Source organism: Rhizobium sp. CC-YZS058 (assembly GCF_034720595.1).
Classification (GTDB): domain Bacteria; phylum Pseudomonadota; class Alphaproteobacteria; order Rhizobiales; family Rhizobiaceae; genus Ferranicluibacter.
In genome coordinates this window covers 3,106,617-3,121,807 of record NZ_JAYESJ010000001.1, presented here as the reverse complement: position 1 = coordinate 3,121,807, position 15,191 = coordinate 3,106,617, and the positions used below count along the sequence as shown (strand labels likewise).

Genomic DNA, 15,191 nt, shown 5'->3' with positions numbered 1-15,191 from the left:
CCTGTTTGGAGCCGGCGGACGGCTCAGATCCGGGCGGACCGTGGCACGCGGGGAGCGGGCCCGGTCGATTCGCGCCGGATCAGCTCCGTGCGCCAGAGCTCCTGTTCGGGCGGCGCATCGCTCGGCTGCTCGCGCGAGGCGATCAGCCGTTCGGCCACGCGGGCGCCGGCAGCGCGCAGAGAGGATGTCGTGGTGGTCAGCGGCACGCTGAAGTGCTCGGGCTTCAACAGCGGCAGCACGTCGTCATGGGCGATCAGCGAGACATCCTCGCCGATCTTCAACCCGGCGCGGTTCAGCGCCCGCACGGCACCAAGCGCGATCACCGTACTGGAACAGAGGATGGCGGTCGGCGGCACGGTCGCTTCGAGAAAGCGGGTGGCGGCGCGATAGCCGAACTCGTCCGTCATGAAGCCATAGTCGATCGGCAGATCCTCGACCGGCAGACCCGCTTCGAGGAGCGCTTTCTTCATGCCCGTCTCGCGGCGGATCGAGAAGGTCAGCTGCTCCTGGCCGTTGATCAGCCCGATGCGGCGGTGGCCGAGGTCGATCAGGAGCCGCGCCGCATCATAGAAGGCGCCTTCGTTGTCGATGTCGAGAAAGGGATAGTCCTCGCCCTGACCGATCGCCCGGCCATGGACCATGTAGGGGATCTGCAGCGTGCGCAGCATGGGGATCCGCGGATCCTCGCGCCGGACATGGGCGATGAACAGCGCATCGACATTGCCGCTGGCCGCGAGCCGGCGGAAGGTGGTCTCCTCCTCCTCCGGCGAACTCGGATTGATGACCAGATGAACATCGTGGCGCTGCGCCGCTTCCCCGAGCCCGGAGAGGAACGAGCTGAAATGCACGTCGGTCTCGATGCCGGCCGCCACGGGCATGACGAGGCCGATCGACCCGGCACGCCCCGTCGCCAGGCGCTGGGCGGCCTTGTTGGGCCGATAGCCGGTCTCCCGCACCGCCTCCAGCACGCGCTGGCGCGTTTCCTCGTTCACTTCGGGATAGCCGTTCAGCGCGCGGCTGACGGTCGTCTGGGAGAGCCCGAGATGCGCGGCCAGCTGTTTCAGCTTGATGCTCATTGCGGGGGGAACCTCCCTTGCGTCCGGACGCATGATGGCAGAGAGTTGCCTTGCCACGTGCGTCTGTTAGCATCTGCCTCCTTAGCCGGTAAACGGGAAAATCCGGCTGCTGCACTGCAAACCTATGCTGCGCGGCAAAAGTGCAGGCGCATATGAGGGTGGACTGAATTTTAGCTTGACTTCATGCTGCAGAGGATGATTTGTAAGCGGCATCCAAAGCGCTTTGAGGAATGGATGTCCAGAGGTGGGACATCACCGAGGGCGCTTTCAACCCCGAGGGAGGATATGGCGTTGAGAAAGACTTTCCTTTTGAGTGCATGCGCTCTGGCCCTGCTTGCCGGCCCGCTGGCCGCGGCCGAGCTCAAGTTCAAGCCGGGCGAAGATTCGAAGTTCAATTGGGCGAGCTTCGAGGAGTTCAAGAAGGGCCATGACCTGAAGGGCCAGACCCTGACGATCTTCGGCCCCTGGCGCGGCGAAGACCAGGCGCTCTTCGAATCCGTGCTCGACTATTTCCGCGAAGCAACGGGCGCCGACGTCAAGTATTCGTCGTCTGAGAATTACGAACAGCAGATCGTCATCGACACCCAGGCCGGCAGCCCGCCGAATGTCGCCATTCTCCCGCAGCCGGGCCTGATCGGCGATCTGGCCTCCAAGGGCTACCTGACCCCGCTCGGCGAAGACACGCAGAAGTGGTTGATGGACAACTATTCTGCCGGCCAGTCCTGGGTCGATCTTTCGACCTATACGGGTAAGGACGGCGCGAAGGCCCTCTACGCCTTCCCCTACAAGATCGACGTGAAGTCGCTCGTCTGGTACGTGCCGGAAAACTTCGAGGATGCCGGTTACGAAGTTCCGAAGACGATGGAAGACCTGAAGGCGCTGACCGAGAAGATCGTTGCCGACGGCGGCACGCCGTGGTGCATCGGTCTCGGTTCGGGCGGCGCGACCGGCTGGCCGGCCACCGACTGGGTGGAAGACCTGATGCTGCGCACGCAGTCGCCGGAAACCTACGACAAGTGGGTCACCAACGGCATCCCCTTCACCGATGCCGCCGTGACCGGTGCGCTGGATGAATTCGGCTGGTTCGCCAAGAACCCGAAATTCGTGGACGGTGGCTCGCAGGCCGTGGCCTCGACCGACTTCCGCGACAGCCCGAAGGGTCTCTTCGCCTCGCCGCCGAAGTGCTACCTGCACCATCAGGGCTCCTTCATCCCGTCCTTCTTCCCGGAAGGCACCAAGGTCGGGGAAGATGTCGACTTCTTCTTCTTGCCGCCCTATGCCAGCAAGCCGGAACTCGGCAATCCGGTGCTCGGTGCCGGTACGCTGGCGATGATCACCAAGGACTCCCCCGCCTCGCGCGGTTTCCTGGAGTTCCTGAAGACGCCGATCGCGCATGAAGTCTGGATGGCGCAGTCGAGCTTCCTGACGCCGTACAAGTCGGTCAACCAGGATGCCTATGCCAACGGCCCGATGAAGAAGCAGGGCGAGATCCTGCTGAATGCGACCACCTTCCGCTTCGACGGCTCGGACCTGATGCCGGGCAAGATCGGGGCCGGCGCATTCTGGACCGGCATGGTGGATTTCGTGGGCGGCAAGTCCGCAGCCGATGTCGGCGCCGAAATCCAGAAGGCCTGGGACGCGATCAAGTAATCGACTGCAAACAAGCCATAAAGGCGCAGAAAACCGTCGCCCGGGCAAGGCCGGGCGGCGGCAACGACGTACCAGGGGGCAGCCTCTGTCTCCAAGGGGGAATCATGGAGCAACTAGCACTCGCCGTCGTCACCATGGCGGCCGGCGTCCTCGCCTGCGCAGCCTATTTCTATGTGACGAACCTGATCCTGGACCTGATCTTTCCTTCCAAGGGCAGGAGCGGTGCAGCAGCCTCTCGGAACCTGCGAATTACCAACGCGATCCGACCCTGGCTCTTTCTCTTCCCCGCACTCTTCGCCATGACGATCTATCTGATCTACCCGGTGATCGAGTCGGTCTGGCTGTCCTTCCATGATCGCGAGGGCCAGCGCTTCGTCGGCCTCGCCAATTATTTCTGGATGTTCAGCGACGGCGAATTCCGCCAGTCGATCTTTAACAATTTCCTGTGGCTGCTGGTCGTTCCGGCGCTCTCGACCTTCTTCGGCCTGATCATCGCCGCGCTGACCGACCGCATCTGGTGGGGCAACATCGCCAAGACGCTGATTTTCATGCCGATGGCGATTTCCTTCGTCGGCGCCGCCGTCATCTGGAAATTCATCTACGACTATCGGGCCGCCGGCAGCGAGCAGATCGGCCTGCTCAACGCCATCGTCACCGCCTTCGGCGGCGAGCCGCAGGCCTGGGTCACCATCCCCTTCTGGAACAGTTTCTTCCTGATGGTCATCCTCATCTGGATCCAGACCGGCTTTGCCATGGTCATTCTCTCCGCCGCCCTGCGCGGCATTCCGGAGGAAACGGTGGAAGCCGCGGTGATCGACGGGGCCAATGGGCTGCAGATCTTCTTCAAGATCATGATCCCGCAGATCTGGGGCACCATCGCCGTCGTCTGGACGACCATCACCATCCTGGTGCTCAAGGTCTTCGATATCGTGCTCGCCATGACCAACGGGCAATGGCAGACACAGGTTCTCGCCAATCTCATGTTCGACTGGATGTTCCGGGGCGGCGGGGATTTCGGCCGCGGCGCCTCGATCGCGGTGGTCATCATGGTGCTGGTCGTTCCGATCATGATCTGGAACATCCGCAATGCGACCCGCGAGATGAAGGCCCATTGACATGATCGCATCGAAACGTTCTCCGCTTGTCCTCCTCGTTCATCTCTCGGTTCTGCTGATCGTCGCGCTCTGGACCCTGCCCACCGCCGGCCTGCTCATCTCCTCGCTGCGCGACAAGGATCAGCTCGCCGTTTCCGGCTGGTGGACGGCCCTGTCGACCTCCAGCCAGGCGATCACCTATCGCGCACCCGGCGCGGAGGCCCAGGTCGAGAAAGACGGTAAGTTCGTCATTGCCGGCAATGTCCTCGACAATGCCGCCGCCAAGGTTTCGACCTTCGGCTTCAGCAGCCGCGAACCCGCCGCCTTCAAGGCCGGCGAAACCGCAACGCTTGCCGATGGCGAGCGGCTGACCGTGCAGGAGGATGGCCGCTTCGAGATCGTCTCCGATACGCGCATGGAGGAGGGACGTGGCCAGCGCATCTTCCTGAATGCCGCGATTCCGCCGCGCTTCACCTTCGACAATTACCGCGAGGTGCTGAACGCCGAGGGTATCGGCGCCTCCTTCATCAATTCGCTGACCGTTTCGGTGCCCGCCACCATCATTCCGATCCTGGTTGCCGCCTTTGCCGCCTATGCGCTGGCCTGGATGCCCTTTCCCGGCCGCGCCATCCTCATCGCCGTGGTGGTGGGGCTGCTGGTCGTGCCGCTGCAGATGTCGCTGATCCCGCTTTTGAAGCTTTACAACGGCGTCGGCGCCTTTCTCGGCGTGCCGTCCAAGACCTATCTCGGCATCTGGCTCGCCCATATGGGCTTCGGCCTGCCGCTCGCCATCTATCTGCTGCGCAACTACATGGCCGGCCTGCCGCGCGAGATCATGGAATCGGCCCGGGTGGATGGCGCCAGCGATTTCGATATCTTCATCAAGATCATTCTGCCGCTCTCCTTCCCGGCGCTGGCGTCCTTCGCCATCTTCCAGTTCCTCTGGACCTGGAACGACCTTCTGGTGGCCATCGTCTTCCTCGGCACCGGCAACAACGAACTGGTGCTGACCGGCCGCCTGGTAAACCTTCTCGGCTCGCGCGGCGGCAACTGGGAGATTTTGACAGCCTCGGCCTTCATCACCATCATCATCCCTCTTATCGTTTTCTTCGGCCTGCAGCGCTACCTCGTGCGCGGCTTGCTCGCCGGCTCTGTCAAAGGCGGCTAATCCCTTGTACAAGGACCATTCCTATCCCATGACGACTGCCCCTTCGACAGCATCGAGCCTCGTCGCTGACCGCGACTGGTGGCGCGGCGCGGTGATTTACCAGATCTATCCGCGCTCCTATCAGGACTCCAACGGCGACGGCATCGGCGACCTGAAGGGCATTACCGCCCGTCTGCCCTATGTCGCCGCGCTCGGTGTCGATGCGATCTGGATCTCGCCCTTCTTCATGTCGCCCATGAAGGATTTCGGCTACGACGTCTCCGACTACACCAATGTCGATCCGATCTTCGGCCAGCTCGCCGATTTCGATGCGCTGATCGCCGAAGCGCACCGGCTCGGCATCCGGGTGATGATCGATCTGGTCCTGTCTCATACTTCCGACCAGCATGCCTGGTTCGTGGAAAGCCGCTCCTCCCGCTTCAATCCCAAGTCAGACTGGTATGTCTGGGCGGATTCCAAGCCGGATGGCACGCCGCCCAACAATTGGCTGTCGATCTTCGGCGGTTCCGCCTGGCAGTGGGATGCCACGCGCCTGCAGTACTACATGCACAACTTCCTGACCTCGCAGCCCGACCTGAACCTGCACAATGTCGAGGTTCAGGACGCGCTGCTCTCGATCGAGCGCTTCTGGCTGGACCGCGGGGTCGATGGGTTCCGCCTCGACACGATCAACTTCTACTTCCACGACCGTCAGCTGCGTGACAACCCGGCCCTGGCGCCCGAGCGCCGCAACGCCACCACGGCGCCGGCCGTGAACCCCTACAACTACCAGGAACATCTCTACGACAAGAACCAGCCGGAAAACCTGGCCTTCCTGCGCCGTTTCCGCGCGGTGATGGACGAGTATCCGGCGATCGCCGCTGTCGGCGAGGTCGGCGACAGCCAGATCGGTCTCGAAATCGCCGGCCAGTACACCTCCGGCGGCGACAAGATGCACATGTGCTACGCCTTCGAATTCCTGGCGCCGGATCCGCTGACGCCGGCGCGCGTGGCGGAAGTCCAGCACGCCTTCGAACGGGCCGCGCCGGAAGGCTGGGCCTGCTGGGCCTTTTCCAACCATGATGTCATTCGCCATGTCTCGCGCTGGGGCCAGGATATCGCCGATCACGATGCCCATGCGAAATTCCTCGCGAGCCTCCTGATGTCGCTGCGCGGCTCGGTCTGCATCTATCAGGGCGAAGAACTGGCCCTGCCGGAGGCCGAGCTGGCTTTCGAGGATCTGCAGGATCCCTATGGCATCCAGTTCTGGCCGGACTTCAAGGGCCGCGACGGGTGCCGCACGCCGATGGTCTGGCACGCGGACGAGGCGAATGGCGGCTTCGGCGAAAGCCGGCCCTGGCTGCCGGTGCCGGCCGAACACCTGCCGCGGGCGGTGTCGGTTCAGGAGCAGGACATGCGCTCCGTTCTTCATCATTACCGCCGCTTCCTGGCATTCCGGAAGCGTCATCCCGCCTTCGCCAAGGGCGAGATTGAGTTCAAGCCCTATGAGGCGCCGCTGCTCGGTTTCCACCGGACCTTTGGCAACGAGACCCTGTTCTGCCTGTTCAATCTCAGCGCCGAACCGGTGACCGCGCCGCGTCCGGAAGAGCGCCTCGACGTGCTTGGCGGCCACGGATTTGATTCGCATCTTGGCGATGAACGCATCACATTGCCCGCCTGGAGCGGCTTCTTCGCCCGGCTCGTGTAAGCGCGGCGAAACAGAGAAAGGAGGCCATCATGGCAGGTTTGGAACTGCGTCAGATCCGTAAATCCTATGGTGCAGTCGACGTTATCCACGGCGTCGATCTCACCATCGAGCGCGGCGAGTTCATCGTCTTCGTCGGTCCCTCGGGCTGCGGCAAATCCACGCTGCTCCGCATGATCGCCGGGCTGGAAGAGATTTCGGGCGGCGAGCTCTATATCGAAGGGCAGAAGGTCAACGACGTGCCGCCCTCGCAGCGCGGCATCGCCATGGTGTTCCAGTCCTATGCGCTCTATCCGCATATGACGGTCTACGACAACATGGCGTTCGGCATGCGCATCGCCAAGGAAAGCAAGGACGAGATCGACCGCCGCGTGCGCGCCGCTGCGGAAATCCTGCAGTTGACCAAATATCTCGACCGCCTGCCCAAGGCCCTGTCTGGCGGCCAGCGCCAGCGCGTCGCCATCGGCCGCGCCATCTGCCGCAATCCCAAGGTCTTCCTGTTCGACGAGCCGCTCTCGAACCTCGATGCTGCCCTGCGTGTCGCGACCCGCATCGAGATCGCCAAGCTCAGCGAGCAGATGGCCGATACGACGATGATCTATGTGACGCACGACCAGGTCGAGGCGATGACGCTGGCCGACCGCATCGTCGTTCTCTCGGCCGGCCATATCGAGCAGGTCGGTGCTCCGCTCGAGCTCTACGAGCGGCCGGCCAATCTCTTCGTCGCCCGCTTCATCGGCTCTCCGGCCATGAACATCATTCCCTCTACGATCGTGTCCGCCGGCGCGCAGACGACGGTCGAGCTCGTCGGCGGCAAGCGCGATATCCTCGATATTCCCACCGCCGAGACCGAGATGGGCAAGACGGCGAGCTTCGGCGTACGGCCCGAGGATCTTCAGGTCACCACCGGCGACAGCTTCCTCTTCGAAGGCACGGTCTCGATCGTCGAGGCACTCGGCGAGGTGACGCTGCTTTATATCGAAGGTCTGGTGCCGGACGAGCCGATCATCGCCAAGATTGCCGGCATCCAGCCGATCGAACGCGGCCAGAGCGTGCGGTTCACGGCCGATCGCGCCAAGCTGCATCTCTTCGATTCGGACGGCAAGACCTACCGCCGATAAGGCTTCTCTCCGATCGGCTCCGCCGGGGACGATCCATCTCGTCGGCCGGCCTCCAGCAACAGGAGCCCGCCGATCCCGGCAAGCGTGAAGGCTGCGGCGAGCACCGTGGGCGTTGCGCGGGTGATGGCGCCGAGCGCGACGGCGAAGAGCGTCGCGATCAGGCTCGAGCCGGAGGCGACGATCGAACTGCCGAGCCCGGCCAGCCGGCCGAGCGGCTGCATGGCCAGCGCGTTGAGATTGCCGAACAGCAGGCCGATGCAGAAGAAGGCTGCAAGACCCAGCGCCAGAAACGGCGGCAGGGAAGGCCGCCCATCAGGTCCGAAACTGGCAATCAGCATCATCAGCCCCGTCGCGCCCAGCCCTTGAAACGCCCTGCGCGTGATCGGCTCCGAACCGAGCCGCTGAACCAGCCGCGCATTCGCGAAGGAGGCGAGCCCGAGGCCGGCGGAAAACAAGGCGAGAACCAGAGGCAGCCCTTCGGAGATGCCATAGACCTCGGCAAAGAGGTCCGCTGCGGTGGACAGGAAGAAAAGCTGCGCGCCGAAGACCAGCCCGGTTGCGACAATAAGGCTCGACACGCGGCGATGGCCAAGGATGCGGCGCCCATTAGCGAGAAGCAGGGTGGGGCGGAGGGGGATCCTGGACGCAGGATCAAGCGTCTCCGGATGCCGGAGAGCCAGCCAGAGCCCAAGCATCAGCGCGAGCGCGAGCGACAGCACGAAGAGGCTGCGCCAGCCGAACGCCATCATGATTGTTTGCCCGAGCCAGGGCGCCAGCAGCGGCACCAGGATGAACAGGGTGAAGATCAGCGAAAGAATCCGCGCCATCTGCGCGCCGGCAAACTGATCACGGATCATGGCCCGCGTGGCAATCTTCGGCCCGGCCACGCCGATGCCTTGCAGCACACGCGCGCAAACAAGAGTCTCCAGCGACCCGGCCGAGACGGCGAGAAGGGTGCCGAGGCCATAGAGCGCAAGCCCGGCGAGAAGCGCCGGCTTTCGGCCGGTGGCATCGGACACGGGCCCGAGAACAAGTTCGCCCAGCGCCATGCCGAAAATGAAGAGCGAGATGACGTGCTGCGTCGAGAGGGGCGGCGAGGGGGCAAGCGCCGTTTCAATCAGCGGCAATCCCGGCAGCATCGCATCGATGCTGAACGCTGTCAGCGCGGTCAGACATGCATAGAGCGCAATGCGTTCGCCGAGTTGCGGCGTGCGGACCGTCTCGTGGCGTCCCATTGGACTTGCCAGCTACGCGGCTTCAGGGCGCAGGGGCTCGACATGCGGGGGCTCGTGCTGCCGCGCTTTCCATAATTCATAGTTCGTCTGCAGAATCATCCAGAAGCGTGCCGTGCTGACCCCGGCAAGCTCGAGTCGATAAGCAAGGTCCGGGCTGATACCAGAATGCCCGTTCAAGACACGCGACAGGGTGGTGCGCGCAACGCCCAGACGTCGCGCCGCCTCGGTGACCTCGATACCCAGCGGTTCCAGCACATCGTCCCGAAGAAGGGACCTCGGATGAGGATGCGTCTTCATCATGTCAGACCTCAATGATAGTCTTGATAATCCACAAGCTCGACGTCCATTCCGATGAAGCGAAAGGTGACACGCCAGTTCGCGTTCACCGAGACCGACCAGTGGCCTCGCATCGTGCCTTTCGAAGCGTGCAGCCGGTAGCCAGGGAGATCCATATCCTCTGGGTCGGCAGCGCTATCCAGCGCAGCCAGGATCCGTCGAAGCTTCGCTGCGTGCGCCGCCTGAACCCCTTTTGTGGAGCCAGTTCGGTACAGCGTTTCGAGTTCCTTGTGCCGGAAGCTGACGTAGCATGATGCGCGACGCCCATCAAACTGAGTGACATGCTCGGCGTGACAGACAAGGGAGAGCCCGGCACGATAGACGGCCGAGCCCCACATTCACTTACGCAAACAACACGCTCGCCCCGCGATCCGCCGCGCCCGCGACGGCGCGGAAGGGGGCGAAGAGTTCGCGGCCCATGCCGTAATCATTGTCGCTGAGATCGGCGACAGCCGGTTCGCGGGCGGCGAATTCGGCGGCATCGACGAGGACATTCACCTTGCCGGTGGTGGCGTCGAGGCGGATGATGTCGCCTTCGCGGATTTTTGCGATCGGCCCGCCATCCTTGGCCTCCGGCGTCAGATGAATGGCGGAGGGCACTTTGCCGGAGGCGCCCGACATGCGCCCATCGGTGATCAGCGCCACCATCTGCCCGCGATCCTGCAGGATGCCGAGGACGGTCGTCAGCTTGTGCAGCTCCGGCATGCCGTTGGCCTTCGGGCCCTGGAAGCGGACGACGGCGATGAAATTGCCCTCGAGCTGGCCATCCTTGAAGGCGGCGTTCAGGCTCGCCTGGTCGTGGAAGATCTTGGCCGGCGCCTCGATGATGTGGCGCTCCGGCTTGACGGCAGAGATCTTGATGACGGCGCTGCCGAGATTGCCGGAAAGCATCTTCAGCCCGCCGCTCGCCTGGAAGGGCTGGTCGATCGTGGCGAGCACCTTCGGGTCGTGGCTGATGGCGGGCGCCGGCTCGCGGTGCACCGCGCCGTTCTCGCCGAGCTTCACGTCGATCGCATAGGCGTCCAGCCCCTGGCCGAAGACGGTGCGCACATCCTCGTGCAGCAGGCCCTTCTTCAGAAGTTGGGAAATGAGGAAGCCCATGCCGCCGGCGGCATGGAAATGGTTCACGTCGGCGAGCCCGTTCGGGTAGACGCGCGCGAGCAGGGGGATGATGTCGGAGAGTTCGGAAATATCCTGCCAGGTCAGCTGGATGCCGCCGGCGCGCGCCATGGCGACCAGGTGCAGCGTGTGGTTCGTGGAGCCGCCGGTCGCATGCAGGCCGATCACGCCGTTGACGATCGAGCGCTCGTCGATCATCTCGCCGGCCGGCGTGTATTCGTTGCCCTGTGCCGTGATGGCGAGCGCCCGCTTGGTCGCCTCGCGGGTCAGCGCGTCGCGCAGCGGCGTGCCGGGGTTGATGAAGGAGGCGCCGGGCAGGTGGAAGCCCATGATCTCCATCAACATCTGGTTGGAATTGGCCGTGCCGTAGAAGGTGCAGGTGCCGGGCCCGTGATAGGATTTTGATTCGGCCTCCAGAAGCTCGTCGCGACCGACCTTGCCTTCCGCGTAGAGCTGGCGCACCCGGGCCTTTTCATCGTTCGGCAGGCCGCTGGTCATCGGCCCCGCCGGAATGAAGACGGCCGGCAGATGGCCGAAGGTCATGGCGGCGATCATCAGGCCGGGAACGATCTTGTCGCAGACGCCGAGATAGACGGTGGAATCGAACATATTGTGCGAAAGCCCGATGCCCGCCGCCATGGCGATCAGGTCGCGCGAGAAGAGCGAGAGCTCCATGCCCGGCTGGCCCTGGGTCACGCCGTCGCACATGGCGGGCACGCCGCCGGCAACCTGCGCAATGCCGCCGGCCTCCGCCGCCGCGGCGCGGATCAACGCCGGATAGGTCTCGAACGGCTGGTGGGCCGAAAGCATGTCGTTATAGGAGGTGATGATGCCGAGGTTCGGCACGACATCGCCCGAAAGCGCTGCCTTTTCGGCGGGGGAACAGACCGCGAAGCCATGGGCAAGATTGCCGCAGCCGAGCACGGAGCGGTGCACGCCCTTGGAGGCGGCCTTGCGCACGCGGTCCAGATAGGGCTCGCGGGTCGGCTTGGACCGCTCGACGATGCGGGCGGTGATGGCGTGGATGCGGGGATCGACGGACATGGTCTATCCTTTCGGAGCCTGTCGCGGCTCCTTGTCTGACGCTAGTGTTTCACTCTGTCCGACGCTTTGGCGCCGGTCTGCGCATGTTACGGCGCCCAGTAGATCTCGACGGGCGACGGCGCGCGACGCAGGATCGCGCGAATGGGCATGTCGGTTTCCGGGCCCGCCGCCTCGGCGGCCTCCAGCACGGTCTTCTTGCCGGCACCCTCGATATGCAGCACCAGCAGCCTGGCATCGGCGAGGCTCGAGAAGGTGAAGGTCAGCCGCGGTTCGCCCGCGCCCTCGGCCTCCATGGTCATCACGCCGCGCGGCGTGCCGGCGTCAAGCGCTTCGTCGAGCCGCGAGCCGCCGGGGAAGAAGGAGGCGGTGTGGCCGTCACTGCCCATGCCGAGGATCACCACGTCGAAGGGCGTGCCGAAGCCGGCGGTCTGCTTGCTCGCCGTGGCGGCCGCCTCTTCCACGCTGGCCGTCGGATAATAGAGCGGGGCAAAGCGCGCCGCAGCGGCTTGCCCCTGCATCAGGTTTTCGCGCACCAGCCTTTCGTTGGACCGCTCGTGGTCCGGCGGCACGAAACGCTCGTCCACCAGCGTGATCGTGATGCGGGGCCAGTCGAGCGCCGCAGCGGACAGGGCCTTGAAGAAGGCCTTCGGTGTCGAACCGCCGGAAACGGCCAGGCTTGCCGAGCCGCGTTCGGCAAGGGCCGCAGACAATGCGCCGGCCACCCGATCGGCAAGAGACCGGGCCAGATCGGCCGAGGTGTCGAAAGCGTGCAGGCTGCTCGTCATCGCCGCCTCAGACCACTTCATGCCAGGTGCGGCCGTCCCGCTCGATCAGCGCGATGGCCTGGCTCGGACCCCAGGTGCCGGCCGTGTAGGACTGCACCTTCTGGCCCACCGTTTCCCAGGACTTCAGGATCGGGTCCACCCAGCGCCACGCGGCTTCCACCTCGTCGCGGCGCATGAACAGCGTCTGGTTGTTGCGGATCACGTCGAGCAGCAGCCGTTCATAGGCGTCGGCGCTGCGGGCGTTGAAGGCGCGGGCGAAGGTCATGTCCAGCGAGACATTGCGCAGCCGCATGCCGCCCGGACCCGGATCCTTGATCATCAGCGACTGCTTGACGCCCTCGTCGGGCTGCAGGCGGATGATGAGCTGGTTGGCCTCGATGCGGCCGGCGGCCTCGTCGAAGATCGAATGCGGGATCGGCTTGAAGGTGATGACGATCTCCGACATGCGGGTCGCCATGCGCTTGCCGGTGCGGATGTAGAAGGGAACGCCCGCCCACCGCCAATTGTTGACCTCGGCCTTGATGGCAACGAAGGTCTCGGTGTTGGAAACGCCGCCTTCCAGCTCCTCGAGATAGCCCTTGACCGGGCCACCGGCAGACGCGCCGGCCTTGTACTGGCCGCGCACCGTCAGCTTTTCGACATTGGCCGGCGTGATCGGCTTCAGGGCGCGCAGCACCTTCAGCTTCTCGTCGCGCACGGCTTCCGCGTTCATCGACGGCGGCACTTCCATCGCCACCAGGCAGAGCAGCTGCAGAATATGGTTCTGCACCATGTCGCGCAGCGCGCCGGCCTTGTCGTAGTAGCCGGCCCGGCTTTCAAGGCCCACCGCTTCCGCCACGGTGATCTGCACATGGTCGATATGGGAGGAGTTCCACAGCGGCTCATAGAGCGCATTGGCAAAGCGTAGCGCCATCAGGTTCTGCACCGTCTCCTTGCCGAGATAGTGGTCGATGCGGAAGATCTGCTCTTCCTTGAACACCCGGCCGATCGTGTCGTTCAGCTCGAGCGCAGAGGCGAGATCGCGGCCGATCGGCTTTTCCACGACGATCCGGGTGGATTTGGTGATCAGCTTGTGGTCGCGGATCTTCTCGGAAATATCGCCGAAGATCGCCGGGGCGACGGCGAGGTAGAAGGCGCGCACGCGCTCCTTGGCCTCGTCCAGCAGCTGCTTCAGCTTGTCCCAGCCCTGGTCGGACTTGGCGTCGACCGGCACGTAGAACAGCTTGTCGATGAAGATCTTGACTTGGGCCTCGTCGAACTCGCCGGGCTTCAGATGCTCTTTCAGCGCATCGGTGGCGAATTTGCGATATTCCTCATGGGTCAGCGCACTGCGCGAGGCGCCGATGATACGCGTCGGGTCGGTCAGCTGGCCGTCGAGCTGGCGGTGGTAAAGGGCCGGCAGGAGCTTGCGCTCGGCAAGGTCGCCGGTGCCTCCGAATACCACATAGTCAAACGGCTCGACGGGAATGATCTGGCTGCTCATGGGGTCTCGATCTCTCGCGGGGTCAGGGGATCTATAATTCAATCGATTTAAATTCGCTAGTGCGCTGCCGCAATTTTTTGCCCCGGGGAGAGGCGCGGCCGGTCTAGAGCCTGTCTCGCAGAGCATACCAAGTGAGAGCCAGGAACAAAAGTCCGGAGCGGAAGCGCTGACCGCCGGGGAAGGGCGGAACCTTGAGTGCTTTGAAAAGATCCAGATCGCTTGGCCGACCGAGAACGAGGTCGGCATAGAGCTTGCCGCAATAGTTGGACAGCATGACGCCATGGCCGGAATAGCCGCCGATCGCGGTCACGCCGGGCATCACCTCCCGCACGAAGGGCTGGCGCGGCAGAGTGATCCCCACCGATCCGCCCCAGGCGTGGTCGATCGAAACATCTTTCAGCTGCGGGTAGATTTCCGCGATCTGGCGACGGATATGCTCGGAAATATCGCGCGGGGAATCCGCCGTATAGGCCTCGCGCCCGCCAAACAGCAGGCGGCCATCGCGCGATTTGCGGAAATAGCGCACCACGAAGCGCGAATCGGCCACCGATTCCCCACCCGGCAGCACGTCGCTTGCCGCCCCCAGCGGCGGCGTCGCGCCGATAAAGGACCGGATCGGCATGACATGGGCAGAGGTAACGGGTTCCAGCCCGCCGATATGGGCGTTGCAGGCGAGGAGGGCGCGATCGGCGGTGATCGTGCCCCGTGCCGTCGTCACCCGCACCTTGCCGCCGGAGACGGTGATGGCCTCTGCCCGCGTCATCTCATGCAGACCGGCGCCGGCCGCCGCCGCGACGCGCGCCAGGCCGATCAGCAGCTTCATCGGCTGGATATGACCGGTGCCGGTGTCGAGCAGGCCGAGCTTGTAATGGCGCGAGCCGAGCCGGTCCGCCGTTTCCTCCGCATCCATGAAGCGGATCGGCTGATAGGCGTAGCGCTCGCGCATGGTCTCGGCAAAGGCGCGATAGGCCTTCTCCTCCCGAGCACGATGGGTCACGGAGAGATGGCCCGGCTGGAATTCGATGTTGATCTGGTGGTCGCGGGCAAAATCGAGCAGATGCCGCTTGGCATCCTCGGCCATGGAAAACAGGGCGCGAGCGCGGTCGCGCCCATATTGGCGCTCGAGCTCGTCCACCTCGGCGCGCTGGCCCGTGCCGAGCTGCCCGCCATTGCGCCCCGACGCGCCATCGCCGAAACGGCAGCCATCGATCAGCGTCACCCGCACCCCGCCCTTGGCAAGATTGTAGGCAGCCTGCAAGCCTGTAAAGCCGCCGCCCACCACGACGACGTCGGTCTCTAGAGACCCATCGAGCGCCGGATAAACCGGCCGCTCCGCAACCGCCGCCTCATACCACGAAACCCCGGGCGAAATCGGGCTCTGCCATGTCATGCTGTC

At 64.2% G+C, this 15,191-nt stretch carries 12 protein-coding genes and 1 pseudogene; 5 read left to right on the top strand and 8 right to left on the bottom strand.

Annotation, left to right across the window (positions count from 1 at the left end):
• Positions 1-23 precede the first annotated feature (23 nt).
• Entirely contained in the window at positions 24-1,076 is a 1,053-nt protein-coding gene (locus tag U8330_RS14915) for a LacI family DNA-binding transcriptional regulator (RefSeq protein WP_323106043.1), read from the bottom strand.
• Positions 1,077-1,367: 291 nt separating this feature from the next.
• Here U8330_RS14915 and U8330_RS14910 point away from each other — a divergent pair, with 291 nt between their 5' ends.
• The 5 genes from U8330_RS14910 (at position 1,368) to U8330_RS14890 (ending at position 7,793) form a co-directional block, all read left to right on the top strand.
• Positions 1,368-2,726 (top strand): ABC transporter substrate-binding protein, encoded by a 1,359-nt coding sequence (locus U8330_RS14910; protein ID WP_323106042.1) that lies wholly within the window; start codon positions 1,368-1,370, stop codon positions 2,724-2,726.
• A 104-nt stretch (positions 2,727-2,830) separates the two neighbouring features.
• Positions 2,831-3,841, top strand: coding sequence for a sugar ABC transporter permease (locus tag U8330_RS14905; RefSeq protein ID WP_323106041.1), 1,011 nt, complete (start codon positions 2,831-2,833; stop codon positions 3,839-3,841).
• Position 3,842: 1 nt separating this feature from the next.
• Entirely contained in the window at positions 3,843-4,988 is a 1,146-nt protein-coding gene (locus tag U8330_RS14900) for a carbohydrate ABC transporter permease (protein ID WP_323106040.1), read from the top strand.
• Positions 4,989-5,016: 28 nt separating this feature from the next.
• Positions 5,017-6,675 carry an alpha-glucosidase family protein gene (locus U8330_RS14895; RefSeq protein ID WP_323106039.1) on the top strand — a complete coding sequence of 553 codons (1,659 nt, stop codon included), beginning with the start codon at positions 5,017-5,019 and terminating at the stop codon, positions 6,673-6,675.
• Positions 6,676-6,704: 29 nt separating this feature from the next.
• Positions 6,705-7,793 carry a sn-glycerol-3-phosphate ABC transporter ATP-binding protein UgpC gene (locus U8330_RS14890; RefSeq protein ID WP_323106038.1) on the top strand — a complete coding sequence of 363 codons (1,089 nt, stop codon included), beginning with the start codon at positions 6,705-6,707 and terminating at the stop codon, positions 7,791-7,793.
• Here the strand turns inward: U8330_RS14890 and U8330_RS14885 are convergent.
• From U8330_RS14885 to U8330_RS14855, 7 genes and pseudogenes are all read right to left on the bottom strand, one after another.
• Positions 7,781-9,028 carry a multidrug effflux MFS transporter gene (locus U8330_RS14885; protein ID WP_323106037.1) on the bottom strand — a complete coding sequence of 416 codons (1,248 nt, stop codon included), beginning with the start codon at positions 9,026-9,028 and terminating at the stop codon, positions 7,781-7,783. The genes U8330_RS14890 and U8330_RS14885 overlap by 13 nt on opposite strands.
• Before the next feature lie 12 nt (positions 9,029-9,040).
• Entirely contained in the window at positions 9,041-9,328 is a 288-nt protein-coding gene (locus U8330_RS14880) for a HigA family addiction module antitoxin (protein ID WP_323106036.1), read from the bottom strand.
• 8 nt (positions 9,329-9,336) lie between these two features.
• Positions 9,337-9,609 (bottom strand): annotated as a pseudogene (locus tag U8330_RS14875) (type II toxin-antitoxin system RelE/ParE family toxin); the annotation flags it as partial.
• 97 nt (positions 9,610-9,706) lie between these two features.
• Positions 9,707-11,527: a phosphogluconate dehydratase gene (gene edd / locus U8330_RS14870; RefSeq protein ID WP_323106035.1), complete on the bottom strand. Its 1,821-nt coding sequence runs from the start codon at positions 11,525-11,527 to the stop codon at positions 9,707-9,709.
• Between the two features lie 86 nt (positions 11,528-11,613).
• Positions 11,614-12,312: a 6-phosphogluconolactonase gene (gene pgl, locus U8330_RS14865; RefSeq protein ID WP_323107307.1), complete on the bottom strand. Its 699-nt coding sequence runs from the start codon at positions 12,310-12,312 to the stop codon at positions 11,614-11,616.
• 7 nt (positions 12,313-12,319) lie between these two features.
• A complete protein-coding gene (zwf, locus tag U8330_RS14860; RefSeq protein ID WP_323106034.1) occupies positions 12,320-13,795 on the bottom strand; it encodes a glucose-6-phosphate dehydrogenase in 1,476 nt (491 codons plus the stop codon).
• A gap of 103 nt (positions 13,796-13,898) precedes the next feature.
• The gene (locus tag U8330_RS14855; protein WP_323106033.1) at positions 13,899-15,185 is read right to left on the bottom strand and encodes an FAD-binding oxidoreductase; all 1,287 of its coding nucleotides are present in this window, start codon (positions 15,183-15,185) and stop codon (positions 13,899-13,901) included.
• Between the last annotated feature and the right edge of the window lie 6 nt (positions 15,186-15,191).